Genomic DNA, 25,820 nt, shown 5'->3' on the forward strand with positions numbered 1-25,820 from the left:
GGCTTTTAATTGATTTGAAACTTGGTTAATCTGCATGTGAACTCTGTTTTTAGTCATTTTTTATTGGCGTAACTATTTGATCATTAACAGAGTTCAACTTCAAGTTTTCTTAAGATCCAACCTATGAATATATGATAGAAACCAAATTATAGTGAAATTAAAAGATAATAATGGTGCTCCAGTAGCTGCTTGTAGTAATAAGTCATCATTTATAATACCTGCAACATACTCAGAAGAAGCACGCAATAGAATGTATAGTACTTTATTGGCTGCAAAAATGGCAGGCCAAACAGTAATGCTTGCATATAATGATATCGATAATTGTGATACTTGGGGCGTTACGCCAAATGTTTATAGAAAAATTATTCGAATAACGTTTTAAGGATTAACTATGAAACACCCAAAATTTATCCGTGAGGGACTATGAAAAAAATATTAATGCTAATGTTACTTTTTACAGGAACATTAAAAGCAGGAACTACATGGATACCGATTAGTAATGGCGGTAATTTTATCATAATTCCGTTTATTCCTAGTGAAAAATATAACCAACCGAGTAATGTGACTCTAGTGAAACTTTCAAATGGTGTCACCATAACTTGGAATGATATTCAGCATGCAAGTAAATATCGTGTTGAAGGATTAGATAGTAACGGTAATTGGGTTTTGCTAAGGGAAGTTGATTCTAATTCAGTCACATTTTCGCCTCTACCAGTTGGTATTTCGAGCATTAGGATTATGGCGTGTAGCTATACCTCTTGTAATAACAGTGGGCTTTGGAGTAATAGCGTGGCTTTGAAAAAACAAATAATATTTATACATACGGATTTGCTAGGTAGTCCAGTAGTCGAAACTCAAGGAGGTGAGAAATGAAAAACTGTACACGATATTTATTTTTAATAATATTTACTCCAATATTTACTTTTGCGGCATTGCCCCCAGGAGAAGGCGGTGTTGAAGCTATTGCGCCTCCATCTGAATATAATTTAGAACGTTTTGCAGTTAAACGTGATATTGAAGCGCTTACTCATAATCTAGCAGGTGAAAATATATCACTAGCCGATGGAATGCTTACATTCAGCGTTACAGATTTGAGCATTAAAACTAACTCATCGATCCCTGTTAATATTACGCGCACGTACAATAGGTTGGCAGGTAAAAATGATAAATCTCCCGCACAGTTTGGCGACTGGGAGCTTGAGCTCCCCAGAATTGAAGGTACTTATTTAAAAGGTACTAACCGCTATACTAGCAATTATTATTCGAGCACAGCTTGCTCAAGAGCCTTGTCACCTGGCCCTATTTCATTCTATGGCGATGTTTATGAACAACATGAGTACTGGAATGGTGCTGATGTAAATATACCTGGTGCTAGTGGTAAACTATTGAGAAGTGCTGGGCAGCATCGTTATAAAACGAATTCTAATGCATCAATTACATGTGGCATTGATAATGGCAATGAGTTTTTTATTGTTAAAACAAGCAATGGATTAACTTATACTTTAGCTCATCGTATTGAGAGAAGAGGACTTCCACTGGTAAAAACCAAACCAGTGCAGCGGTCAAAGTTGCTATATGTTGCAACAGCTGTAGAGGATAAGTTTGGTAATGTGATCCATTATGAATTTAATGGTAGTAAATTAGATAAAATAAAATATCAACCCGCTGACTCAGCATCTAAAGAAGAACTTGTATCTTTTTCATACGAAACACAAGGACGAATTAGCCAGATTGTAAGTCAGAACCGAGTGTGGGAGTACCTGTACGAGAAAAATTACGTAAATTATAATTTAACTGCAGTTATCTTACCATCAGGGCAGAGTTGGGAGTATCAATTTCCCGAGTTTATAGACTACGCAAGTAAAATATATATAGCATCAGGCGATAAAGCACATGACTGCGTATATCGCCATACAAACCCTGTTAGGGGCCCCTATAATTCATTACACATTAAACATCCTAATGGTGCAAACGTTAGCTTTAGTTATAAGCTAAGAGTCCATGGTCGTACAGAAGTCCCTGCTAGGCAACAGGTTAATAATAGGCAAGGTGACCCTATTAATTATAATGCCTGCTATGCAAACCTATCTATTACACAAAAATCAATAAATTTTAATGATAGAGAATATTCTTGGGTATATGATTATAGTAATGATTATGGGCACTTTGATGCTACGGGTTTAAGTAGTAGACCTTTTCAAAAAGGTATAGCTATCCTAGGAGATCAAAAAGAGTCAACCTGTAGAGCTAAAAGTGACTGCGCGAACATCCCTAAAAATTTAGGGATGACCCCTTATGATTTAAGGGTTCTAACAATTACAGAACCTGATAATAGCAATATTGTAAGTTACATCAGTAAACGCTGGGATGAAACCGATGGTAAAGTTATAGCGCAAATAAAGCATAGCCCAAATGGAGCTGTTAAGGAACGCACCTTGACAACGTATTGGAAAAGCAGTTTCAAAGGCCAAAGTGAAATAACTGACCCTTTCTTAATCACAAATACTGATACAATTTCTTATGCAGTAGAAGAAGAGAGTGTTACTCAACAGGTTAATGGTGATACTTTTGTAAGCACCTATATTTATAACGATTATGAAGCGCCTGAACAAGTAAATTTATCTGGCCCATCGGGGCATTTTTATAAGAAACAATTTTATCAACATGATATATCTAATTGGATACTCAATTTACCCACGATTACTAAAGTATCTGGGGATGGGCAAAGCTATACAGAAGTCAAACTAATTAACTATAGCACTTTTCCAAATAGTTATTTTTCGAATCAGCAATTACCTTCAGAGGTTTATGTGTTTGGTCAGCTACAGCGCACATTCACCGATTATACAAATGAAGGTAATGTGGAACGAATCGAGTTTAACACTAAGCGTTTAGCAGGTAGCATGAATAGATTTATTGAATATGCAAACTACAAGCGCGGTTTACCGCAGCTAATAACGGTGCCCAATAGGTCAACTTCAGGAAATATGAGTGCGAGTAGAGTCGTTGATAATAACGGGTGGGTAACGCGTACAACCGATTATAATGGCATATCAACTAATTACACCTATGATGACATAGGTCGTATTAAATCCGTAGATTTAACAAATGATGCGGCTAATGGCAACTGGTACGACACGTTATATACTTGGAACAACGATACCAATACCCGCACTGCGTCAACGTGTACGTTAGATAGTTCACGGACAGCATGTGCAGGTAACGCTGTATTTAAAACCACAGAGTACTATGACAACTTACTGCGACTGACAGAGATAAAAAGCCAAGACTTAGTCAATAGCTCAGCAGCAAATAGTACCCGTTATCAGCGTTTCGAATATAACTATTTGAATCAACCAACGTTCCAATCTTATGCAAGCGCAAATGTTAGTGAAAATAAAGGCACTACAACCGTCTATGATTCACTGGGTAGGCAGCAAAGTGTAACAACAAGTGGATTGGGCACCGTTAATTACGCCTATTTATCTGGTAATCGTATAGAAGTAACGGATGCTAAAGACAACGTAACGACCACGACTTATCAAGCGTTTGGCTCACCAAGTTACTCACAAGCGTTGAAAATAGAATCCCCTGAAGATGTAACAACACAAATGGATGTTGATATATTTGGTTTAACACACTCGATAACGCAAACAGCGGCTAATCAACACGGAAATACCGTTAGTGTTACCGAGCATCGCTATTATGACAATACGAAGCAGCTATGTTTAACAACGCGACCAGATGTTGGTAATACGATATATAAATACAATGCGTTGGGTGAACTTAGTTGGCATAAAGCCGGCGTTAATAACACCCAGTGTTCAACGACTACACCTGTCGGGGCTACTAATTACACTTATGATAATTTAGGCGGCCTCAAATATGTTAATTACCCAGATAACTCAGGTGATGTCAGTTACGAGCGTGATAACAATGGCAATGTGCTTACCTTAACAGCAGGGGATGTTACCCATCGCTATACATATAATAATCAAAACTTATTAGAAGAAGAGCAGCTTTTTGTTGGTAATCAATTACCGTTAATGCTTAGTTATAAATACAATGCGTTACAGCAGCGTAAGCAATTAGGGTATCCAGATGGCACGATTGTTAACTTCAAGCCCAATGGCTTTGGCGAGCCAACTGAGGTTCAAACTTATAAAAACGGTGCAGTTGAACTAAGTTTTGCCAAAGACGCTAAATACTATGCAAATGGCATGCTTGACTCATTCACTTATGGCAATGGTGTAACGCATAAAACCACATTATATTCAGATAGTTTGTTACCTAAGCAGCTAAAAGATACCGGTCCCGCAGGCAGTAATCTACCGAGTACCGTTATGGCGTTGACGTATGATTACGACAACAACGCGAATATTACTTCAATCATTGATGGGCAAAACAGTGCACACAGCTTAACTTACCTCGGGTATGACGACCTTGACCGGTTAACCAGTACAACGGGTGGCACAGGTATAGGCTCAAGTACATTACGCTATGATGGTTTTGGTAATATCACTTATTATAAAAATAAGGGTAAAACACTTAACTATACGTATGACTACGCTAAAAATCGTTTATCAAAAGTAACCGGTGTTAGTGGGCGGTATGGGTCAATAGGGTATGATAGCCGTGGTAATATCACCAATAATGGGGCATATAGTTTAGATTTTAATGAAGCAAACCAACTTACCACTGCAAAAGGTAATAGTTACTTATACGATGGCCATAACCGCCGAGTAAAACAGAGCGATGGCAATGGCACCAGTTATTCAATGTACAGCCAAGATGGTATGCTGCTATATAGAGAAAAAGGAAGCACCATAACAGGCAACGGTACTAACTATATTTACTTAGGTAAAAAACTGATTGCTAAATATGGTGATGTTACACCGCAAACCGTGAATGCAAGTCGTCAACACAGTCGCCCATTTGGTGAATCGATAGAAGCACCCAAAGATGACGTAGGGTACACAGGGCATAAATTCGACACTGACTTAGGGTTGAGTTATATGCAGGCACGATACTATGATCCAGTTATCGGGCGGTTTTATTCCAATGATCCGGTAAGCGCCATTGGTCATTTCAAAACTGGAAATGGACCTGTTCATGGGTTCAATCGTTATGCATATGCTAATAACAATCCATATAGATTTGTTGATCCAACAGGGATGGCTGTTGAGGTTACTTTGAAAGCTTACCCAATTGGTCAAGCTCCAATAGTCGGGAAATATGGTCATGCATTTGTTGAATATAGGGATACCGATACTGGTGAATCGAGAATTACTCGTGGAGGCCCAAGTAAGTCTTATCCCGGTGGTGCATCGGATGCAATAATGGACAGTAGTTTTGACGGTGTTAACTTAATAGCGAATGATACACCTGCATCTGAAAGTGCTGATTTTGGTGAAGCCGGAACCGAAACATTAATGTCAACTACGGTAGACAAAACTATGAGTGAAGTAACTGGGCAAGTTCAAAAATTGAACTCTGAAGTCAATGGAGCGAATATTCCATATCAGCCAAGAGGTCAAAATTCCAACACCTACGCTGGTAACGCATATCAACAACTTACTGGTCAAAAACCAGTAAACAATACAGACATCGCTTTGCCTGCCTTAGAGAAGGAGCTGGATAAATGAGAGTCGAATTAAAACTTTTTATCATATCTATGTTATTTATGGTTACAGGTTGTAATAGTACAGAGGCTGAAGCTATGGATTTTTGCCCCCCAGAAATTGAACAAGAAGCCAGAGAAACATTAGGCTTAGTAGGCACGGAATCTTTAAGCCTGCATGAACTTTTAGCATTAGCTGGCAGTAAAAGTTTGGTCTACGAGCCTTATGAGATTGACAATAAACCTCTAAATTGCTCGAACATTAAATTGGATAGTGATTACCTTTCGTACATGGTATATGCAGGATTCAATGAGACTAAAGAGTATAAAAAGGCATATCTAGTGATAGCAAGGTCAATGGAAAGCAAAGTGCTTTATATTGATAAGAGGTATATGTATAAGGCTCCAAAAATGTTCTGATAATTAAAATAATGTTTTGAATCCAAAGCCTCGCACTCGCGGGGCTTTGTTTTATCTTGCTTGGCGCTTTGAATTTGTTTTCAATTCTGGCTGGGCAGCTCAATGAAAAATTCCGTTTGGTGCCAAATTCAATTGGGTGATTTGCTCAGGCGAAAATCCGTGCCGAAGGAGTTCGAAGTCTTTTAATTGCACTAGCGATTTTTGGCCTTCGCCAATCAATTTATAGCAACTGCCACTCGCTGTAATGATTAATCTTTTGTTTGGAAAAATCTTTTCAACCTTTGATGTACTGATATAGCTCCCCGGTGAAAATCTGTAAGTCTCATCTTCTTCGCAAGTGCCCCAGAGGATTTTGCCAATCAATTCCTCATCGTCAAAAACGGAAACGATGTACCAATCTTTAACTGTTGTTTTCATGACCTAATCCATATAAGAATTTAAGATGATCATAGATAAATTTCAGTTAAAAACATACTGAAAGCATGGATCTAATAACGACTTTTTTATCCCAAAATTAGCAATGGTAATAGACTGCTGCTATGGTCATGATCAGATATTTGCACTTTTTGTTAGTCATTAATTTTACGAATATTAATTAAAATTTCGGTGGCTAAAACAAGCTTGTACCACGGTAATACAAATCGTGTTTCAGCTTAAAAATGTCTGTTGTGCCAAAGGGTGATGTTTGGTGTGCCATTCGAATGCGAATTTACAATTATATATTCCCATCAAAAAAGACAGCTTGATCTTTTAAGGTGTAACAACGTGTTTATTAAGACGAAACAGAAAAAGCATATAAGTGGAACAAAGCTAAAGTTCGCCTTCGAATAATGATCAACGTAATTGCATCTGTGGTTATGAATAAAAATAAAGATGGTTGGGTTTTGAAAGAATATTTTTTAAGATCTCGTCACTAACAAATTGGTCTAAGTTTTCAACTTTACTGTTTCTACCAATAGCAATTATCTCATCTAACTTCTCAAAATCATAAGTTAGTCTCTGACGCAAAGTATCACTTGTACCTAACGAGCTTTTTCCTGAAAAACGCAAAGCAATTTTATGTCCTATTTCTATTTTTTTGAGCGCTTGGTATTTGTATCCAAACAGATACAAGAATTGACCGTAGGCAAACTTCTCTGCTGAAGATGGTCTGCTATGTTGGTACTTTTGGGTTTGCAGCATTGCAATAATCATTAGTGCTTCTAGTGAGCCTAACGTTTGTTGACAATATAAATTAAGGCGCTGCCTATGGTAAGACTGCTTAAATGAGCCAATCGAATCTTCAAAGCTTCTACTTTTAAGAGCTTTTTTTGTAAAAAGTTGTCGTTTTAAGTCTCGATCTAGTTTTTTAATGGCATCTTTTATTTCCAGTTTTCCATCAATGAAAAGCCATAGATCATGGCGCAGTATAAGCGCGGAATACCAACAAATTGATTCAATAAAGTGCTTCAAGTTGCCAATGTGTTTGATACCTCTGCCAGACAGTAGTTTGTACCAAAAATTTCCGTATTTTTTGGTTAACGGATCTCTGTCGTTATATTCAAGAGATTTGATAAACATTGCCATGTTTTCAAATCTGCATTCAGCTAGGTGATGTTGAATCGTAGTTTGAGAAGCTACTGAACGTATTGCTGGTGAAAGCGTTAAGTACATTTTCGCTAATTTATCTCTTTTACTCTCCCTGACTTTGAAATTCGCTAATTCGTTCATTAGATGATTGGCATTTAATAATTAATTATGTATTTCATTCTTTGTTTTAAGTCATAAAGCAGTTTCTACTGTGCTTTCAAAAATTACATGTAAATTCATTGTGATACATCTCCTTTTGTCATATTGCTGGAAAATCGAATTGTATAAAAAAGCGACAATGTGATTTTTAGTAAATGAGTATAGGCTAAAAGTTACCCCTTGTATGAAACGGAGGAATACAAACCTTGTGTGATGAAGAACGGGAATTGTTGGCGACACAAATAGAGCAAGATTTATTGAATTTGTATGGTTCACCAATTCTCAATACAAGCCAGTTACAACGTGCTTTGAATTACCGCAGCATTGCTGCTGTTAAACAGGCCATTCAAAGGCAGACGTTACCTATACCAATATTTCGATTACCTAATCGAAGGGGTTGGTTTGCATTTGTAAAAGATGTTGGTGTTTTTTTAGCGGCACAAGCGTTTAAGAAAGAGGACTAATTCGATGTAGTTTTATTTGGTTTAACAATAAATTATGGCGTAGAAAGAACAAAAGCCCTCAGAGCGGCAACTCTAAAGGCTTTCTGAATTAACATCGAAATGAACTCTCGATGCTTAATCATTGTTCTGAATGCGGCTTTTGTCAAGTTTTCACCTTAATTGTGTGAGAGCCAGTGCCGCCTGCGCCTCTTTTTCAACTAAAAAGAGGACATCATAATGATGCCAGTAACAACCATTAGAGCAGCAGTGAGAGCCAAATTTGTCATGCCTCACATCACTGTTCGAGAACAAGCAAGAATTGCAGGTGCTTCGCCATCTGCAACTCACAGAATAAACAAACGCTGTGAGCGCTACGGGGTAGACCACCCTTTACTTGAGCAATTCAATGATACAGAAGCGAAAGAAGCTTTGCGTATTGAGTCTAAGCGAATCCACGACAAACGAGAACCTGATTACAATAAAGCATTACAGGAGCTTGGAAAGCCTCGTGGTAAACGTAAATCGCGCACAATACTTTTCTTAGAGTATCAAGCCGAAGATCCATCAACAGCGCTGAGCAAATCACAATACTTCCGAAAACTAAATAAAGTCATGAAGCGCTTAAAAATTGTGATGAAGCAGCACCATGCGGCAGGAGAGACCTTGTATATCGACTACTGCGGGACGCAAGTCTTTTACACGGACAATGGTGAAAAAGTTTGGGTTAAAGTATTTGTTGCTGTACTTGGTGCTTCTAAGAAGATTTTTGCTTTTGCGACTGCGGGTGAGAAAACGATTCATTGGATAGATGGGATGACCCGTGCTGTTGAATATTACGGAGGTTGCCCTGAAACTATTTCTATGGACAACGCAAAAGCGTTAGTCAATAAAGCCGGACTTATCGCTAATTTAGTCGATAATGTTGAAGCGTGGGGATTACACTACGGTTGTTTGATGGATACTTGCCGAGTGGGTCGCCCTCAAGATAAATCCTTGGTTGAGTTAGGCGTGAAATTTGTAACTCAACGCATTTTGGTGCCTATGTTGGAGATGTCTTTCTTCAGCTTACACGAAATCAATCGTCATTTAGCACGAGAAGTAGAGCTGCTGAATAACGAGAAGTTTCAAGGATTCGATATATCCCGAAATGACCTTTTCGCCCTCGGTGAGCGTGAAATTTTAGAGCAAAGAGGTTTACCTGCGCTGCCATATGCAATGGTCGTAGAACGCAAGCTTATTCGTGTTCAATCTAATTACCACTTTAAATACAAGCAACATGAATACTCAGTTCCCTATGCACTTGCTGGCGAGATTGTTGATGTTGTTATCACACAATCTCACCTCTCCATCTCCTATCAAAATGAGTTCGTTTATAAACATGTAATGAGCCAAGAAATCATGGGGGCTACAACCATTCCAGAACATATGCCAGTTGAGCATTTAGCTGATCACAACATGTGTGACAAAGCACTAAATCTTGAATGGGCACGGGATATTAGTGAACCAGTGACTGCAATCGTTGAAAAGTGGTATTCGGAAACTAACAATCCGAAATCCAGACCAATAGCTAAACGCTGCAAAGCATTAATGGATATGGTGCAAAAACGTGGCGAACATGTTGTTACCAAAGCTGTTGAGTATGCCTTAGCACATAAGATGGATAGACCAACAGATCTCAATCTAATTATCAGCGCACAAAAGCTCGAAGGTGGTTTCGATAAGCTACCAGCATATGTGCGTAAGCATGAAAATGTTCGTGGTAAAGATTACTTTGGAGGCGATTATGACGCTTAAAAAACAGATTTCCGAGATATTACTTAAGTTAAAACTTAATGGCATGAATGCAGAGCTAGAGCGCCAATGCAGTAATGATAAATATGAAGATATGAGTTTTCTTGAGCGGCTTCATGGCTTAGCACTAGAAGAACTTACTTTAACTTCAAATTCTCATATAGCTCGATTGCTAAAGCGCTCCAACATTCGTTGGAAACACGCTTCACTTGCTGAGATTGATTACAAAATTCAAACGTCATTAAAGCCAGCAGTAATAAAGGAGTTAGCCGAGTTAGAATGGTTAAATAACCACCGTCACATCATAATCACTGGCGCTACTGGCTTGGGCAAAACATATTTGGCTAGTGCGTTTTCAAACGAAGTTATTATGCAATCAGTTGAAGCCTTTCAATGCCGCTTCAGCGAACTAATCATTAAGCTTTCTGCCGATAAGTCAGAAAAAGGAGTCACGACATTTTTGAACAAGGTTAAAAAAGTACCTTTATTAGTCATTGATGATTGGGGAATTGCTCCTCTTACAGTCACTGAGCGCCATGCATTGTTTGAGCTAATCGAACAGCGTGATCAAAAAGGCTCTTTGATTATTACTTCTCAGTACCCAGTCGGTGATTGGTATGATGCGTTTGGGGACGAGACAATAGCGGACTCGACTTTAGATCGCATTGTCCACAGCGCTCACAAAATCAATATGAAAGGTGAGTCGTTCAGAAAGTTAATGGGAATTCAAGGAGGCTTAAAATGAACTCTATTCCACTAGATAGTTATCTTAACGTTTTAGGCCAAATCAATCTTGATAACCTCAATATCAAACAGGTATTCGATTATTACCAGCAGCGTTATCAGGCAAGCACTTTGGCACAACAATTTGTTGTTAGCAGTTGTCGAATTGACGATGAATTTAAATTTGACTTACGTATCGGTCTTTGTGATCGCTCGATGGGCACAAACATCCCTAAGGCTCGAACACCTGAGGGGGCCTCTATTCGCGGTAGCTTGCAACGTTGCGGGTTAATTCGAGCAACAGGGCATGAACTATTCAGAGGTTGCATTGTAATACCCACTGTAGATAACAATGGCAGCATCATATCTGCTGTTGGTTATCGTATAGGCCGCATCCGAAATGGTGACAAAGCAGTTGTCTATTGGCACAAGCCAGAGCCGAAAGCTTATGTGGAAACAGGTATGTCATATGCAAAAGAGTTGATACATGGACAAACCTACCACTAATCGGATATGGCGATGTGCCAAGTACTACTTTGAGCTTTGTCTCGCAAAGGGGCAAAGCTCAGATACAGTGCGAGGTAAACGAGGCGGTCTTAAGAAGTTTTTTCTTTGGTGTATAGACCGCAATGTTACGCGCATTGACCAAATCGATCTTGACTTGATGGATGACTATGCTGCTTATCTAAACGCATATCGCAAACCGCTAGATAACCAGCCGCTATGCCCTGCTCAAAAAAGAAATTTACTTACGTTTGTTAAAACATTCGTAAAGGTCATGCATATCAAAAAGCTGCTTCCAACGAATTCGCTAGAAAATATCGAACTCCCATCAAAAGGTGAACAGATACCCAAAGCACTTTATAGTGTCGAAGAGATAGAAACCATATTAGAACAGCCATTGCTGTTCGGGATTAAAGGTTTGCGTGATCGCGCTATTCTTGAAACCTTTTTTGCGACAGGCATCAGACGAGGTGAACTAGTTAAGCTGAATATTGATGATATCGACTTCAACAGTAAGTTAGTTCGAGTCCACGGCAAAGGTAAAAAAGAACGTTTGGTGCCAATTAGCCTGCGAGGATGTGAGTGGTTAGCTTTCTACATAGGTAAGATTAGACCGATGTTTGCGTTCATCGGCTCAGGAAAGGCATTGTTTCTGGCTAACAATGGCAAACGCTATGTGCCGGGTAAATTGTCTGATATGGCATCACAGTATGTGAAATTAGCGGGGTTTGACCGCAGTGGCGCGTGTCACCTATACCGCCACAACACTGCAACAACAATGTTAGATAACGGTGCTGATCTTCGTCACATCCAAGAAATGCTAGGCCATGCCAGTATTCTCACCACGCAACTTTACACGCATGTTAGCCGTAAAAAGTTATCTGAAGTTTATGAAGCAACTCATCCTTCTGCTGAAGGCGGTAGTGGGTTGTTTCAATAATTTACCACTGAAACTTGATATCGGTTAAGACACTGTAATAATATACAGTATCGATTTGAGTCGGCTTAACTGTCATTATTAATCACTAAAAATATTAATAATAAGCTTTCATGGATAGAAAGTGATGCATATCCAATCACAAATCTTTCCTGCAAAGCAACTCCAATAATGAGAGGTTGCTGACAGTTGGTTAAGTTACATGAAGTAGATCCTAGAGAACAGGACGGTAGAGATACGTTATCTAGGTATAAAGCCCAAACTAGAGCAGCTAGTTTAGCCAGTTTAGAAATTCTAGAAAATAATACTGTAGATCGAGTGTTTTGCGATTGGCATGACGATTTCGTTGTCAGAAAGATTATTGATGGGAAAACGTTTTATCACTTTTTTCAGGTTAAAACTAAGAAAAAAAGAAACGCACAATGGTCGCTAATAGATATTTTTGGGATAAATAATAAGAAAAAACCTGAAGATATCGTTGAGAGAATTACGGATAGCTTTGCTGGAAAACTGTTGATTCATACTGTCAATTTTTCAGCTTCGTGTGAAAAAGTTATTTTTCTAACAAACATCCATGTAAAAGACGAAGTTGAAGATCTACTGGAAGCGTTAAATGAAGAAGATTTTACCAATAAAACCTTAGCAGCTCTCGTTGAGCATTTTAACAATTGTTTCAGTGATGGAACACAATTGTATAAAGAGCATGAAGTTAAATCTTTAATCTCAAAGTTTGGAATAGATCCGGGTGTCGAATACTTAAAAGTAGAAGGCGCTATATTCGAATCTATTGCCAGAGAAAAAATCTTTCAGTACAGCGAAATTGATCTTCAGTATATGGAAGCAAGAGAGATTATTGATAACTTGATGGCTTTGGTAGAAAGCAAATCTGTGGGAGTGTTGCCGAAATCGTTAGATGAAAAAACCTTGGATGAATTAGCTGGGGTTGGAATTGATGAATTGCTGGAAGTTTTGAGTTTATCGAAAATTGGCTACGATATGCTAACTAGTGGTGGTGACACAAAGGCGCTAAAAAGCCTTTCAATATTACAGCGGATTTTAAAGAAAACTGATACACCAAAGCAACTCATTGACTATGCAGCAAAATGCAAAACTGAATGGGACATTTGGTATAGGAAGTACAGGCACGATGTACCTGACTTTAATTTAATGATGCTGGAATCTAGGTTATCGGACGCTGTAAAACAGAGAATAGTGACAGGGTTTGGATTTACTGAATTAAAAGAAGATGTAGAAAGAATATTTAGTGACTTAAAAAAGGAAAAGTGCTTCACAGCTTTAAGTGAAGAGATTGTTTTAGGTGGATTGTTCTCAGTAATGGTGAGGTCTCAATAAATTATGGATATAGAAGAGTTTTTTGAGGTAGCCAAAGCTTCAAATCTTAGAATTCAACTTGATGAAGTAAAGACTGTTAGGTCACATAGGCTAAGTAATGAAGCTTTATTTCACTTACCTTTTATTTCTATGGTTGTTTTGTTGATGGCAAAAGAGAGGCGGAAACCTAACACTCCAGAATTGGGGCAATTAGTTGGAGAATGCATAGAAAGATCGATTAAAGAGTTTAAAGGTTCTTCTCAGCATTTAGGCTGGTCTGCAAATCTCCGAGTGAGAACGGTAAAAGCGCTTTCGTTTTTGGAAATAGCGAACTTGGTTTCGGTTAATAACAGAAAGACTAAATTAGAAGCTACTGAATTAGGCAAAAAGGTAATTAACAAGGCCATAGATGAGAAATCAGATTTGTCTTACAACCTGCTTTTAATTCAAAGAAATTATCGAAATATATGCAGAGAAAAACAAATGGAGCTTGAATTAGCATGAAGTTAGACAGTCTAAAAGTGTATGCTCGTGGCAGCAATGGATGGGGATCAAGCGAGCTTACATTTGCTAAATCTATCACTCAATTGTACGGGCCAAATGGCTCAGGAAAAACCCCTCTAGTGCAGTCAATAGCCTTTTGTTTAGGCTACCCGTGCGAATTTAGAGATGATATTTATGTTCACTGTGAAAGTGTTGAGTTAACAGTATCTTTAAATGGGAAAAAATATAAATTAAAGCGCCAATATTCGCGAGAGTTTGACATTCAAGTTTTGGAGCCAACAGGTACTAAACAACGATTTTTTAAAGAAGGCGATTATAGCCGTTATTTATTTGAAATATTTGGATATGAATTCCCTCATTTGGTGACTAACTCCAATACACACACGCACCCTTATTTATCGACAATATTACCAATTTTTTACTTAGACCAAGATATTGGATATACAGATTTTTATAAGTCTCCGGGCAGTAATTTCATTAGAGATCAATTTTCAGAGGCTGTCAGGATTTGTGTAAATTTACCTTCAAAGAATTCCTTTGATAAGAAAAAAAGTGCCATTGATGCGAAAAAGGCTGTTGAGCGATTGGATAATAAAGTTCATCGCTTAAAAGGTTTGTATGAAGATGCGTTAAATGAAAGTGAGAGTGGTAAATTAAATATTGTTGAAGTTGATAACCAGATAAATTCACTGAAGGCAAAAATTGAAGAATTAAAGTCAAGTAAGAACTTAACGCTTGATGCTACGGATAATATAGACAGGTTGCTTTCTTCCAAAATGAAACAAGTTAGGCTGTTAAAGGAAGAGCTTGATTTGTTAGAAAGTAAATGTGCCAGTATATCGACTATTCGATCTGAGATTGAAGTAGAAATAAATACGCTATCTTTAAATGAAGAGGCCAGAAGGGTTTTTAAATCTTTTGCTGATATTTGTTCGGTTGATGGGTGCGGCCTGTTTCTTGGTAGTTCGGAGTCATACGGTAAAAATCTGCTTTATCTAAAAGATCAAATAAAAGATTTAGAAATTAGTAGCGTAAGTTCCGAAAAAAGAATTGAGGCTATTAAAGTTGAATTAGAAACACACTTGGATGATATAGAAACCCTCAATAAAGAAAGAGAAAATGCTGTAGATGATGATGGCGTATCTGCGCTGGTAGAGTCGATTCATATAAGTCTATCTGAGATTGTTTCCTTAGAAATTAAAAAGCGGGAATTAGAAAATATTAGTGTACTCGAAGAAAAGTATATGGCCGCAGAGAGAGAAAGAGATATTGCCATAAGTAAGCAGGAATCCTTAAGCTCTGGAATTAACAAATCTTCAATTGAGTTGATCAGGTTCCAATCTAATCTAAAGAGTTCAATATCAAACTGGAAGAATGTGATTAACACTAAAAATGTTTCTGACAATATAGATTTATATGATGGATTCAAAGCTAGTTTTGGTGGAGAAAAGCTTAATCAAATAAAAGGAAGTACGAAACTAATAGTTGTTTTAGCTTATCACGCTGCTTTGTTTGAACAAATTGTTAAGTCAAATCCTATGGGTATAAGGTTTTTGATTCTTGATACTCCAAGACAGCATGATATTAGTGCAGAAGATTTAGATCAGTTTATTAAGGCTCTGAAAGTTTTGGCTGATGAAAATAATGTTCAAGTGGTTTTCTCGACTACCGAATATAAATACGAATCTGGAAATGGTGATAAAGATTGGTTGCCGTCATACGATGATGAATCATTTGGTCAGACAATGTATTTAGGTAAATAAAACTTAGACAGCAGACTTAAGCTTCTGGATCGTAGTTCGTACTAATTTATATGCAGGCACGATACTATGATCCAGTCATAGGTCGTTTTTACTCGAATGATCCGGTTGGTTATACCGCTGCAAACCCTGTTATGTCTTTTAACCGCTACATGTATGTTAATAATAATCCGTATAAATATACCGATCCTAACGGTGAGTTTTTATGGGGCGCTGTGATTGGAGCAGGGATAGAGTTAGTCGCTCAAATTTCGACAGGTCAAGATATAGATATGACAGATATAGCAATAGCGGGTGCTGTAGGTGCTGTTACAGGAGGCTTTGCAGGGAGAGCAGCAACTCAAGCTGTTAAAGGAGCTATAACTGCTAGTAAAGCAGTTAAACAGACAACGGCTGTGAGTGCTGCTGCAAGTGGTGTTGGCTCTATGGGACAAGATGTAGCAAATGGAGATTCTATTTCTGTTTCTAAAGCAGCTATAAGTACTGTTAGTGGTGCTGCTGGTGGATTAGTCGGTGGTAAGGTTGGTAATTCTTTTGCTGGTAAGTTAGATAGCATGTCTAATGCTGGAGGAATTGCTTCTCAAATCTCTAGCACTACAAGAAGCGCTATGGTTGGTAATACTGCTGGGCAAACTACTTCTGCTGCAACAGGCTTAGCAAATAAAGCCACAGATCTAGGGATTTCCGTTGCGGATAAGAAAGTAAAAGAAAACTTATAAAAAGGTTAAATGTGAATGAATTTTTTTAGATTATATAAAGTTCAATTAATAGCTTATTTCCTCTTATCATTAATATGCGGAGGAGTAATATCAATTGAAAATGGTTTAATTCGTGGATTAGGTTTTACTGTGGTCTGTCTAGTTTTTTTAACCTCTATCTCATACTTTTCTTACCGTAAAAGTATTTCAAAATATGGAAAAAGAGACATTAAGTAATATAGCTAAAGTTATTTAAAAAATTTGAATCCAAAGCCCCTTCCGCAATGACCCATATAGTCATATGCAAGGGGCTTTATTTTTGGCTGCTTTTGAAGCCAAAGGGTTAACCGTTCATAGCGAGTAAACATTTTTGTTTACTAACGGTAAAGCCCTCCTTGGCATTCAATTATATGTACCTCAAGTAAACAATATTGTTTACTGTAACTTTTACGCTAAAATCCATAATTTTTAAGGGACTTTGCTCTGAATAAGGATTAGTTATCAATGAGCACTAACTTCCTGAAAAAACCACTCCCTGGATATAGTGAAAATTTATTACCAAAGACTTGAAGCTCATCAGATTGATAAAGTTGGTCGATTGTTTTCTTAAACAGCGGTTCAAATTTATCAATTGGGGTATGGTCTGAGTTTCCCATTCCACAGTAATAACTGACATGGTATGAGCCATCATTTTGGCACAAAAGCAAACTAGGTGAGCCGGTCCCCTTTTTAGCCCACTTCTCGATAGCTTTATTCACTTCTTCTTGGGATAGCGGCTGGCTAGTATTTATGATTTCCAATTCGAACCGCTCTAATAACAAGAGAACAAGCTCTCGCTGAAAATACTGGAATTTATCTTCAATTTGCAGGTTTGTGATTTTAGTTAAAAATTTATCACCCGTGTGTTCCTGAATGCGTTCAATATGAGCCGCTTCAAACACGTAAATTTTGTTAGCCCAGTCGAGTAATTCAGGTGTACAAAGAGTTGTGCCTGCTTTATTCACGTATTTGGCGCTTAAACCAGCAGACTTGTATTGATTACTTTTATCAGCAGCACCGAATAACTCTTGTGCTGTTTTACTGCGCTGTTTGTTTGCCGTACAAAGAAAAAGAATATTCATATTTGCCCCTATATTTGACTTTGCCATAGTTTGGTTAAAAGAAAACACATAACATCTAAGAAAAATCGCCTCGTTTTAGTCGTTCTATCAATCCTAGAACTTCTTCTTTACCTGCTGATGTATTAAGTAGTGTGATCGGTGTTTTACCTAACAAGTATTTTTGCTTTTTATTGAGCCACTGAAACACATAATCTTCAGTTTTAAATATATCGATTAATATCTCGAAAACATCGGTGGGGACATCGACATTTTCACTCTTCCAAATACTGACAGTTTTAGCGTTGCCAAATTCAATAAAATCATCTGGTGAAATAGCCAATTTTTTAATAACTGGTTCAGGTATTTCAATCATCAATTTGCCATCGATATTAACTGCTTTTGAACAAAGTGGATTTTTCATTATTGCTCTTTCAAATAGGTTCGTGCCTTGTTACCCAATATTAGATTAATTTGAAGAGCCAAAAGTGGTTATTACCAAGCGTTCTTGTGGTCATTTTTATTTGGGTTTTTAGTGGTTTATTTGCGGAGCAATGGTTGTTTAGGAGCGTAATATGCATGTGCATATTCCGTTAAAACTGTACCTTAGTTTCATTTATTAATAACCAAGATCCCATTTAGCAATGACCACTAAAACGTTAGAAAATTAACAGGTGAGTTTTAAAGATTGTTTCGGTAAGTTTCGCAAGACTTGTTAAATTGAACCTGAGCATATTCATATTGCTCAATAGGGATGTTGTGAGAGAGGCAAAAAGCTTTTCCTCTTAAAAAGTACAAATAAAGATTCATAGATGAATGCTGAATTAGAGATAAAAAATAAGCTGCATTTGAACTGTTGTTTACGCCTGGCAGTAATTGCTTATATTTAGGTAAAGAAACAAGTGATGTAAGTGCCTGGTATAAACGATATAAGGCTAGGTAGTTTATGTTTGTAGGTGCAGAGCCAGAGAATAAAATATGCGGGTTATGTTTGGCTGAAAAACCTGATGGGATCATTAGTTCAGTCTCCCTGTTTTCAAAGCTGCAAAATAACTCTAACGCTGGGACCTTGAGTTTAATATTACTCGGCTCATGCATGAGAAATTCACTGCAAGTTCTCTCTATAAGTTGGCACAAATAACTTAAATATTTAAAAGCAAAAGGTTCAAAATCAGCCTCTGATATAAAGAGCGTATACATACGGAAAACCATTTTGAAAATGCTTTCGTTCAATTGAGAGAGAACGGTTAATTTTTCTTGAGTATTAATACCATCACATTCATGGTTTACCCATACAGCCAAAGCCAACAATCCACATAGAGCATCTAGGTTTGTTTGCTTACAAATTGATTCCCAGCCTGCATCTAGCGAGAAACCGTTATCTGTAGATATACACGATGTAATCTGAGGAGGAAGCTGAGCAACGATATCAGTTAATTCTAAATGGTTTGTTTTGTTTGATGCCAATAATGGCCATATAGGGTGATAAAGCAAACGAGTACATTCTTGTTCATAGCTTTCAATATGCTGAATCGGATGATACCTAGAGCATATTTCACCTTTCGATTTACGCATTAAAAACCGATAAATTGACCGAAACTCTGAATGGGTTTTATCGATAGAGTCATCATCAATAATAGATTTGGTTAATTGATAATGGTTATCAGCCTTTTTTTCCTCACATAAAAAACTAACCCAGAACACTGCCGCTATTTTACGTAATCGCTTTGGCAGCGAACGATATTGCTGAAACTGACTAAAGCTTTTCCCTTTGCTGTAATGACTTTGAATTTTTCTAAAAGGCATAAGCCCTCCAAGGGATGACACTAATCTTAAAAAAATGGCACTGACGCATAAATACATTAAGTCTAGTCTTAATTAGATTATTTATTAGTCAACTTGTCTTAGTTGGTCTTGTAAGGGGATGGCATGAGTGAAGATGAAGTTGATGAACTGGCAAAAAAGTTAGAGCAGGACTTACTAAAAATGTACGGCAGCCCTGTTTTAAAGGGCGCTGAATTACAAAAGGCGCTTGGTTATAGTTCGATATATGCGTTGAGACAGGCAGTAGTAAGAAAAACACTACCTATCACCACATTTATAGTGCCTAACCGTAGAGGAACGCATGCATTAGTTAAAGATATTGCTAGGTGGTTAGCAGAGCAAGCAAGGGAGGATAAATGACGTAATAAAAGGTTGGCGTAGAAAAGACAAAGCCCCAAAGCTGGTAACTTTGAGGCTTAAATTGCTTTGTCGATTGGTTCAAACACGACAGCTATAAGCATTGTCTCCAATAGTCGTTTTGTCAAGGTTTCATCAAGTGAAGTCTGCGGCTAGCTGCGCCTTATGAAAATGAATCATGAGGAATGACTATGTTGTCGAAAAGCAAACGATGTTTGATAGCCAGGCTATTACAAACAACAAAATTATCACTAAGAGCGATAGGACGTACTACTGATTGTTCCCACGTTACCGTGATGAAAACAAAGAAGGTATTGGAAGAAAATAATATCTCGTGGCAATCAATGGAAACAATGGAAGAAGTAAAAGTTAATGTACTTTTCTTTCCAAATTGGCCATTTAGAAATGTTCAAAAAATTAAACCTAATATGGACGATGTTATTGAGTTCATTAGTAAGCCAAAGCAAACGAAGAGAAATGCTTACTACCAAATATACCTACCTACTTGTCCTGATGGCGCAGCGTATAAACTGACTCAGTTTTACAAGTTTATTCGAGAGCACGAGGGGCTGATTAAGCTATCAATGAAAATTAATCATAATGCGGGTGAAATTGCTTATGTTGACTATTCAGGAACTCAGGCTCCTTATTCGCCAGAAAATGTAACCGACCCATTAATGGCTAGTATTTTTGTCAGCACTGTAGGCGTTTCATCATATATTTTTATATACGCTACACCAAGACAAACGACCAGGGACTGGATTGAAGCACATGTCGCTATGATCGAGTTTTACGGCGGTGTGCCTGAAATTATTATTCCTGATAACCCTAAAGCACTCGTGACCTCTTCAAACCCTGAGAAAATCCTCAATAAGAACTATGAAGTATTTGGTAAGTGGTACAGCACAAATATCTTACCTGGGCGACCAAGAAAACCTAAAGATAAAGCAATAGCTGAAAATGGTGTTGGCTTTATCACTAATCGAATCATATCGAATATGTTGGACATGCACTTTGGTAGCATCGAAGCGATGAATCAATACCTGCTTTCAGAGTGCAAAAAGTTAAACAGTGAAAAATTTCAAAAGTTCAGTACCTGTCGCCAAGAATTATTCGAAAGAATAGACAAGCCAATGCTAAAAGCACTGCCAGATAAACCCTTTGAATTGATTGAAAATGTCTATGAAATGAATGTGCCGACAGATTACTGCGTTTTAGTTAAAGAGCATTATTATTCTGTACCTTTTACATATGCTAATAAGCCTGTTTCTATTCATGTAAAGCCTAAAAATATTGAAATATTTTACCAAGGAAAAATGATAGCGGCTCATACACGTAGCTATGCAATCGGTGAACTTACTCGTGTTTTTGAACACATGCCACCTAACCATCAATATTTCGAAGATAAAGACATTGAACACTATTGGGAATGGGCGGAAGTATATGGCGAATATGCTAAAAAAGTTATTGCTGCTCAGTTTGATTGTGTCCATAAAAAGTCACGTTTAGCTAATGACCGTTGTCGTAAGATCATCAAGCTTGCTGAGTCTTCTAATTTATCCAATGAGGAGTTTGAAAAAGCCTGTGAGTTCGCTGCTTTGTACAACCAAATGTCACCAACACGATTAAGAGATGTTATTGCTAGTAAGGCTTATGACGTTGATTTGAGTGATGTTAACTCATTAGTTCAAATTCCTTTTTCTAATAAGCATCTTCGTGGTGCTGATTATTACAATTCGCATTAGGAGGTCACATGATCAGTCCGCAATTAACCGAGAAATTTCAGCAATTAAAATTATCAGCAGCGATGAGTGGATATGAGCAGGTCGCTGAAAATCACGACATAGAGCGAGAGCTTTTGGATAAGGCAATTGAAGAGCTTTTTGACATTCAATTAGCATCACGATTTGAAAATTCTCAACGCTTAGCTAGAAAAAATGCTGCCTTAAAATGGCCGCAGGCTATGTTGGAGAACTTACCCATAAATGATGAGTCACCATTCTCTCTTGAAGATATCCAAGTATTAGGTTCATGCGAATGGGTAAATAATATGCAAAATGTTTTACTTATTGGCGCTTCAGGTTTAGGCAAAACAACTGCGGCCTCAGCTGTCGGTAACGGGGCAATCATTAAGGGCTTTAAAGTTAAGTTTTTAAAGTACCGACATCTTATTAAAGTGTTAGTTGAGGCAGAGCTTAATGGCGAAACTGATAAGTACATTAAAAAGCTTAACCGCATGGCAGTGCTAATAGTAGATGACTGGGGCTTAACGCCATTAACAGATGAAGAGCGTTTACTGTTGTTTAATTTGGTAGAAGAGCGAGAAGGTAATGGCTCTTGGGTTATCACCTCTCAATTTGATGTAGGCGATTGGCATAAGGCTGTGGGTGAACAATATATTGGAGATTCTATCTTTGACCGTATTGGCCATACGAAATTCAAATACATTTTCGAAGCAGGAAGTGATTCATTTCGCAAAATCAATGCGCAACAAGGAGGCAAAAATGTTAACAAGTAATGAGAGCTACCTCAGTGTTTTAGGTCAGATTAACCTTGATGATTTATATATACAGCAAGCGTTTGAACATTATCAGCGGCAGTTTGCATGCAGTGATATTGCCCAGCAATTCGTTCACATGAATTGCTTATTTGAAGAGCATACTCAGCATATTGATGATGTTGGTTTTTGTGACCGAACCTTGGGGAAGTGCATTCCTAAGTGCCGCACACCTGAAGGGGCTGCTATTCGTGGCAGTTTACAACGTAGTGGCTTAGTTCGCTCAAGCGGTCATGAATTATTCCGTGGTTGTATAGTTTTTCCAACGTTTGAAGATGGTCATATTGTTTCAGCAACAGGCTACCGAACTGGCCGTACTCGAAGTGGCGACAAAGCGATAGTTTACTGGCATAAACCAGAGCCAAAAGCATTTGTTGATTCAGGCATAGCCTATGCGAAGGAACTAATTCATGGACAAACCTACCACTAAGCTATTTTGGCCTTGTGTGGAGTACTATCTAGAGCTTTGTCTTGCCAAAGGGCAAAGCTCAGATACCGTTCGCAATAAGCGAGGAGGTCTTAAGAAGTTCATTATTTGGTGCCAAGAGCACAACATCAGTACGATTGACCACGTTAATTTAGATTTGATGGATGACTATGCTGCTTACCTCAATAGCTATCGTAAAAAGCTGGATAACGAACCACTAGGACCTGCTCAAAAACGTAACTTACTGACGTATGTAAAAACTTTTGTGAAGTATATGCACAGAAAGGGGTTGTTATCGAAAAACACGCTAGCTGATATAGAATTACCAAGTAAAGGACAGCAGATACCGAAAGCCCTATACAGTGTTGAAGAAATAGAAGTCATCTTAGAGCAGCCGTTATTGTTTGGCGTTAAGGGATTAAGAGATAGAACTATACTCGAAACATTCTTTGCCACCGGTATTCGCCGTGGCGAGTTAGTTAAGCTCAATGTTGATGATATCGACTTTACCGGAAAAATGGTGCGTGTACATGGTAAAGGTAAGAAAGAGCGACTAGTGCCTATAAGTCAGCGTGGGTGTGAATGGCTTGCGTTTTATATTGGTAAAATACGCCCAAGATTTGCCTTTATCAGCTCAGGAAAAGCATTGTTTTTAGCGAATAACGGTAAACGCTATGTACCAGGTAAACTATCAGATATGGCTTCACAATATGTCAAACTAGCAGGATTTGACCGCACAGGTGCTTGCCATTTATTCCGTCATAATACCGCAACCACTATGTTAGATAATGGCGCTGACTTACGTCACATTCAAGAAATGCTTGGCCATGCCAGCATTCTTACCACTCAGCTATATACCCACGTTAGCCGTAAAAAACTGTCTGAAGTTTATGAGGCTACTCATCCATCTGCGGAAGGTGGTAGTGGGTTGTTTTAAATCTAAAATATATTCTCCTGAGATTATCAGTATGAAATATGACTAAGTGGGCGAATATCTACCACTCTGTTAAGACAATTAACTAAAAGATCACATAATTAAACTTTATTCTTGTGATCAAAAATAAAAGGTGATAAATATATGTTTTCTGTTTGCGAACAGCGAACATTTCAAAGGTGATCTATGTTAAAAAATCAAGATTTACTTGTAGCACTTAAAATTCTTAGTTATGAGGAGTCGAATGATGAGTCTTTATTGCTAACAAAGGAGCTGCAAGGCAAGGCGTGGATGCACATCGATAACGACGTAGAAAAAATTAGTAAGTATGATATTGAGCAAGAGGACTTAGTTGTATCAAATGAATTAGATGATTTTGATTCAAAAGAGTTATTAATTATTGATGAATTTCTACAAGAGTCTAAATATGAAATTGATAACCAATGGACTTACCGTAAATTGGCTAAACACCTTTTTATATCTTTAAGTGAAGCAAATAATGCAGTAAAACGTTGTATAGCTGCGGGTTTGTTATTTCAACTCGGAGCCAAGCGTATTAAAGTAAACCGTCCTGTGCTTGTTAATTTTATTCGTTATGGCGCAGGAGTTTCGTTTTACACTGAACCCGGTCGTATAGTTCGTGGAATACCTACATCATACGCAGCCCCTGTTTTTAAAGAAATCTTTGCAAGCTCTAATTCAACACCTCCCGTTTGGCCATGCGCAAGAGGTACTGCTAAAGGAGTAGCAATAAATCCATTATATAAATCTGTTTCAAAAGCCGTAATGATTGATAGTTGGCTATACAAACAACTAGCTTTAGTGGACATATTCAGAATAGGAACCGCTAGAGAGAAGGAAGAAGCCCTTCCTTTTCTTGAAAAATTAAATAAAGGAAAAATATGAGAACTCCAACAGAGCATGAAATAATGTTAATGAGTGTTGCCGATGTATTAGGTGAAAAGCTATTAGAGTTAGTCACTTTTGTTGGTGGGGCAACAGTGTCTTTACATCTTGATGATGCGCAACCAATAGATATTAGAAGCACGAAAGATGTCGATTTTATTGTTTCAGTTACTAGTACCGCCGGTTACTACTCACTCAGTCAAAAATTGAGAGATGTTGGATTTAAAGAATATATTCCAGATGATGATGAAGTAGCCCCTATTTGCAGGTTTGTTTGTGACGGTATTCTTGTTGATGTAATGCCAGATGATGAGAATATTCTTGGTTTTAGTAATGAGTGGTTCAAACCTAGCCAAGAAGACCCCGTAATGTATGATTTGCCCCATGGAGTTCAAATTAAAATAGTTAAAGCTAAGTATTTATTAGCAACTAAGCTAGCTGCTTTCTTTGGGCGCAATATCGATATATTAGAAAGCAAAGATGCAGAAGATATATGTATTCTTATTAATGGTCGAGATTCATTAATTGATGACGTTTTTGAAGGACCATCCGAGTTGATTACATATATTCAAAGCAATATGACAAGGTTTATGGCAGATAGCCAATTCGAATACCTTTTCGCCAATGCACTAAATGGTGAAGAACCGGAACGAATAGATATGATTTTGGAGCGGTTTCATCAATTAGCGTCAGGAAAGGCTTTAATTTAATGGCAAATATAATTTTTACGGGTAAAGGTCCGACTCAGCCAATAAATGCTGATACAGTGAAAGAGTGGAAAATTCCAAATGGTGATATTTACCTTGTATGTGATGGTATTAATCATAATGATAATACATTAGCTGCTGTTAATTGTTTCACACAAAACTTATCTGAATCGAGCTGGATTAACATTGATAATCCTGAGCAGCTGTTAAAGGATAACATTCTTAACGCACTTCACTTAATGTCACCTGAGCACGAAGGCCTCTCTTTTTGTTGCTGTATAGCTATTGTTTCTGAAAAAGAAATAACCTTAGCACACTGTGGAGATTGTCGAATAGGTAGCCTAACTGATGAAGGTGTTAAATGGTTAACCAAAGATGATGTGCCGACATTACAACTTTATAATAAAGGAAAAATATCAAAAGATATGACCTGGTCAACTAAATTCAGTCACCCTAGTTAAGCTACTTTTTCTAACTCATTAATTTTAAATTCAAAATCATTTGGGCTTTGATACCCTAAGTAGGAATGCAATCGGTTACTGTTGTACCAC

Annotated in this window: 26 protein-coding genes; 21 read left to right on the forward strand and 5 right to left on the reverse strand. The window is 37.7% G+C overall.

The features are described from left to right. Nucleotides 1–151 precede the first annotated feature (151 nt). Genes HHO47_RS17425 through HHO47_RS17440 form a run of 4 tightly spaced genes read left to right on the forward strand, consistent with a single transcriptional unit; the run spans nucleotide 152 to nucleotide 6,040 of the window. Complete coding sequence (locus tag HHO47_RS17425) at nucleotides 152–382, forward strand: hypothetical protein (protein WP_169021442.1); 231 nt, start codon at nucleotides 152–154, stop codon at nucleotides 380–382. Nucleotides 383–423: 41 nt separating this feature from the next. Continuing rightward, nucleotides 424–873 (forward strand): hypothetical protein, encoded by a 450-nt coding sequence (locus HHO47_RS17430; protein WP_169021443.1) that lies wholly within the window; start codon nucleotides 424–426, stop codon nucleotides 871–873. Further along, the gene (locus HHO47_RS19450) at nucleotides 870–5,645 is read left to right on the forward strand and encodes an RHS repeat domain-containing protein (RefSeq protein ID WP_169021444.1); all 4,776 of its coding nucleotides are present in this window, start codon (nucleotides 870–872) and stop codon (nucleotides 5,643–5,645) included. Before HHO47_RS17430 ends, HHO47_RS19450 begins: the two co-directional genes overlap by 4 nt. Then, nucleotides 5,642–6,040, forward strand: a complete 399-nt coding sequence (locus HHO47_RS17440; protein WP_024606470.1) for a hypothetical protein — start codon at nucleotides 5,642–5,644, stop codon at nucleotides 6,038–6,040. Before HHO47_RS19450 ends, HHO47_RS17440 begins: the two co-directional genes overlap by 4 nt. A gap of 99 nt (nucleotides 6,041–6,139) precedes the next feature. Here the strand turns inward: HHO47_RS17440 and HHO47_RS17445 are convergent, their stop codons facing one another. Then, nucleotides 6,140–6,457: a hypothetical protein gene (locus HHO47_RS17445; RefSeq protein WP_169021445.1), complete on the reverse strand. Its 318-nt coding sequence runs from the start codon at nucleotides 6,455–6,457 to the stop codon at nucleotides 6,140–6,142. A 438-nt stretch (nucleotides 6,458–6,895) separates the two neighbouring features. After that, nucleotides 6,896–7,750, reverse strand: coding sequence for a hypothetical protein (locus HHO47_RS17450; RefSeq protein WP_169021446.1), 855 nt, complete (start codon nucleotides 7,748–7,750; stop codon nucleotides 6,896–6,898). 224 nt (nucleotides 7,751–7,974) lie between these two features. Between HHO47_RS17450 and HHO47_RS17455 the strand changes: the two genes are divergently transcribed. The 9 genes from HHO47_RS17455 to HHO47_RS17495 all read left to right on the forward strand — a co-directional run bounded on the left by HHO47_RS17455 (nucleotide 7,975) and on the right by HHO47_RS17495 (nucleotide 16,481). Continuing rightward, nucleotides 7,975–8,232, forward strand: a complete 258-nt coding sequence (locus HHO47_RS17455; RefSeq protein WP_211183764.1) for a hypothetical protein — start codon at nucleotides 7,975–7,977, stop codon at nucleotides 8,230–8,232. A gap of 264 nt (nucleotides 8,233–8,496) precedes the next feature. Continuing rightward, a complete protein-coding gene (istA, locus tag HHO47_RS17460; protein ID WP_169021447.1) occupies nucleotides 8,497–10,005 on the forward strand; it encodes an IS21 family transposase in 1,509 nt (502 codons plus the stop codon). Continuing rightward, complete coding sequence (istB, locus tag HHO47_RS17465) at nucleotides 9,995–10,747, forward strand: IS21-like element helper ATPase IstB (protein ID WP_169021448.1); 753 nt, start codon at nucleotides 9,995–9,997, stop codon at nucleotides 10,745–10,747. Before istA (HHO47_RS17460) ends, istB begins: the two co-directional genes overlap by 11 nt. Continuing rightward, the gene (locus tag HHO47_RS17470; protein WP_169021449.1) at nucleotides 10,744–11,232 is read left to right on the forward strand and encodes a hypothetical protein; all 489 of its coding nucleotides are present in this window, start codon (nucleotides 10,744–10,746) and stop codon (nucleotides 11,230–11,232) included. Before istB ends, HHO47_RS17470 begins: the two co-directional genes overlap by 4 nt. Beyond that, entirely contained in the window at nucleotides 11,213–12,169 is a 957-nt protein-coding gene (locus HHO47_RS17475; protein WP_169021450.1) for a tyrosine-type recombinase/integrase, read from the forward strand. The genes HHO47_RS17470 and HHO47_RS17475 overlap by 20 nt, the downstream gene beginning before the upstream one ends. 186 nt (nucleotides 12,170–12,355) lie before the next feature. Beyond that, nucleotides 12,356–13,519: a dsDNA nuclease domain-containing protein gene (locus HHO47_RS17480; protein WP_169021451.1), complete on the forward strand. Its 1,164-nt coding sequence runs from the start codon at nucleotides 12,356–12,358 to the stop codon at nucleotides 13,517–13,519. Between the two features lie 3 nt (nucleotides 13,520–13,522). Next, complete coding sequence (locus HHO47_RS17485; RefSeq protein WP_169021452.1) at nucleotides 13,523–14,002, forward strand: hypothetical protein; 480 nt, start codon at nucleotides 13,523–13,525, stop codon at nucleotides 14,000–14,002. Then, nucleotides 13,999–15,765 carry an AAA family ATPase gene (locus HHO47_RS17490; protein ID WP_169021453.1) on the forward strand — a complete coding sequence of 589 codons (1,767 nt, stop codon included), beginning with the start codon at nucleotides 13,999–14,001 and terminating at the stop codon, nucleotides 15,763–15,765. The genes HHO47_RS17485 and HHO47_RS17490 overlap by 4 nt, the downstream gene beginning before the upstream one ends. A gap of 50 nt (nucleotides 15,766–15,815) precedes the next feature. After that, nucleotides 15,816–16,481, forward strand: a complete 666-nt coding sequence (locus HHO47_RS17495) for an RHS repeat-associated core domain-containing protein (protein WP_169021454.1) — start codon at nucleotides 15,816–15,818, stop codon at nucleotides 16,479–16,481. A 473-nt stretch (nucleotides 16,482–16,954) separates the two neighbouring features. Here the strand turns inward: HHO47_RS17495 and HHO47_RS17500 are convergent, their stop codons facing one another. The 3 genes from HHO47_RS17500 to HHO47_RS17510 form a co-directional block, all read right to left on the reverse strand. Then, nucleotides 16,955–17,581 carry a hypothetical protein gene (locus HHO47_RS17500; RefSeq protein WP_169021455.1) on the reverse strand — a complete coding sequence of 209 codons (627 nt, stop codon included), beginning with the start codon at nucleotides 17,579–17,581 and terminating at the stop codon, nucleotides 16,955–16,957. 55 nt (nucleotides 17,582–17,636) lie between these two features. Then, nucleotides 17,637–17,981: an antitoxin Xre/MbcA/ParS toxin-binding domain-containing protein gene (locus tag HHO47_RS17505; RefSeq protein WP_169021456.1), complete on the reverse strand. Its 345-nt coding sequence runs from the start codon at nucleotides 17,979–17,981 to the stop codon at nucleotides 17,637–17,639. 257 nt (nucleotides 17,982–18,238) lie between these two features. Continuing rightward, nucleotides 18,239–19,363 (reverse strand): hypothetical protein, encoded by a 1,125-nt coding sequence (locus tag HHO47_RS17510; RefSeq protein ID WP_169021457.1) that lies wholly within the window; start codon nucleotides 19,361–19,363, stop codon nucleotides 18,239–18,241. Nucleotides 19,364–19,486: 123 nt separating this feature from the next. Here HHO47_RS17510 and HHO47_RS17515 point away from each other — a divergent pair, with 123 nt between their 5' ends. The 8 genes from HHO47_RS17515 to HHO47_RS17550 all read left to right on the forward strand — a co-directional run bounded on the left by HHO47_RS17515 (nucleotide 19,487) and on the right by HHO47_RS17550 (nucleotide 25,730). After that, nucleotides 19,487–19,741 carry a hypothetical protein gene (locus HHO47_RS17515; protein ID WP_169021458.1) on the forward strand — a complete coding sequence of 85 codons (255 nt, stop codon included), beginning with the start codon at nucleotides 19,487–19,489 and terminating at the stop codon, nucleotides 19,739–19,741. A gap of 188 nt (nucleotides 19,742–19,929) precedes the next feature. Further along, entirely contained in the window at nucleotides 19,930–21,483 is a 1,554-nt protein-coding gene (gene istA, locus HHO47_RS17520; RefSeq protein WP_169021459.1) for an IS21 family transposase, read from the forward strand. Nucleotides 21,484–21,491: 8 nt separating this feature from the next. Beyond that, complete coding sequence (locus tag HHO47_RS17525) at nucleotides 21,492–22,256, forward strand: ATP-binding protein (protein ID WP_169021460.1); 765 nt, start codon at nucleotides 21,492–21,494, stop codon at nucleotides 22,254–22,256. Further along, entirely contained in the window at nucleotides 22,243–22,725 is a 483-nt protein-coding gene (locus tag HHO47_RS17530; RefSeq protein WP_169021461.1) for a hypothetical protein, read from the forward strand. The genes HHO47_RS17525 and HHO47_RS17530 overlap by 14 nt, the downstream gene beginning before the upstream one ends. Further along, nucleotides 22,706–23,659: a tyrosine-type recombinase/integrase gene (locus tag HHO47_RS17535; protein WP_169021462.1), complete on the forward strand. Its 954-nt coding sequence runs from the start codon at nucleotides 22,706–22,708 to the stop codon at nucleotides 23,657–23,659. Before HHO47_RS17530 ends, HHO47_RS17535 begins: the two co-directional genes overlap by 20 nt. Before the next feature lie 183 nt (nucleotides 23,660–23,842). Then, complete coding sequence (locus HHO47_RS17540; RefSeq protein ID WP_169021463.1) at nucleotides 23,843–24,562, forward strand: hypothetical protein; 720 nt, start codon at nucleotides 23,843–23,845, stop codon at nucleotides 24,560–24,562. Further along, on the forward strand, nucleotides 24,559–25,272 hold the full coding sequence (locus HHO47_RS17545) for a nucleotidyl transferase AbiEii/AbiGii toxin family protein (RefSeq protein ID WP_169021464.1): 714 nt from the start codon (nucleotides 24,559–24,561) through the stop codon (nucleotides 25,270–25,272). The genes HHO47_RS17540 and HHO47_RS17545 overlap by 4 nt, the downstream gene beginning before the upstream one ends. After that, nucleotides 25,272–25,730 (forward strand): hypothetical protein, encoded by a 459-nt coding sequence (locus HHO47_RS17550; RefSeq protein ID WP_169021465.1) that lies wholly within the window; start codon nucleotides 25,272–25,274, stop codon nucleotides 25,728–25,730. Before HHO47_RS17545 ends, HHO47_RS17550 begins: the two co-directional genes overlap by 1 nt. Nucleotides 25,731–25,820 lie beyond the last annotated feature (90 nt).

The sequence above is a fragment of the Pseudoalteromonas arctica genome (assembly GCF_012927645.1).
GTDB classification, from domain to species: Bacteria; Pseudomonadota; Gammaproteobacteria; order Enterobacterales; family Alteromonadaceae; genus Pseudoalteromonas; species Pseudoalteromonas arctica_A.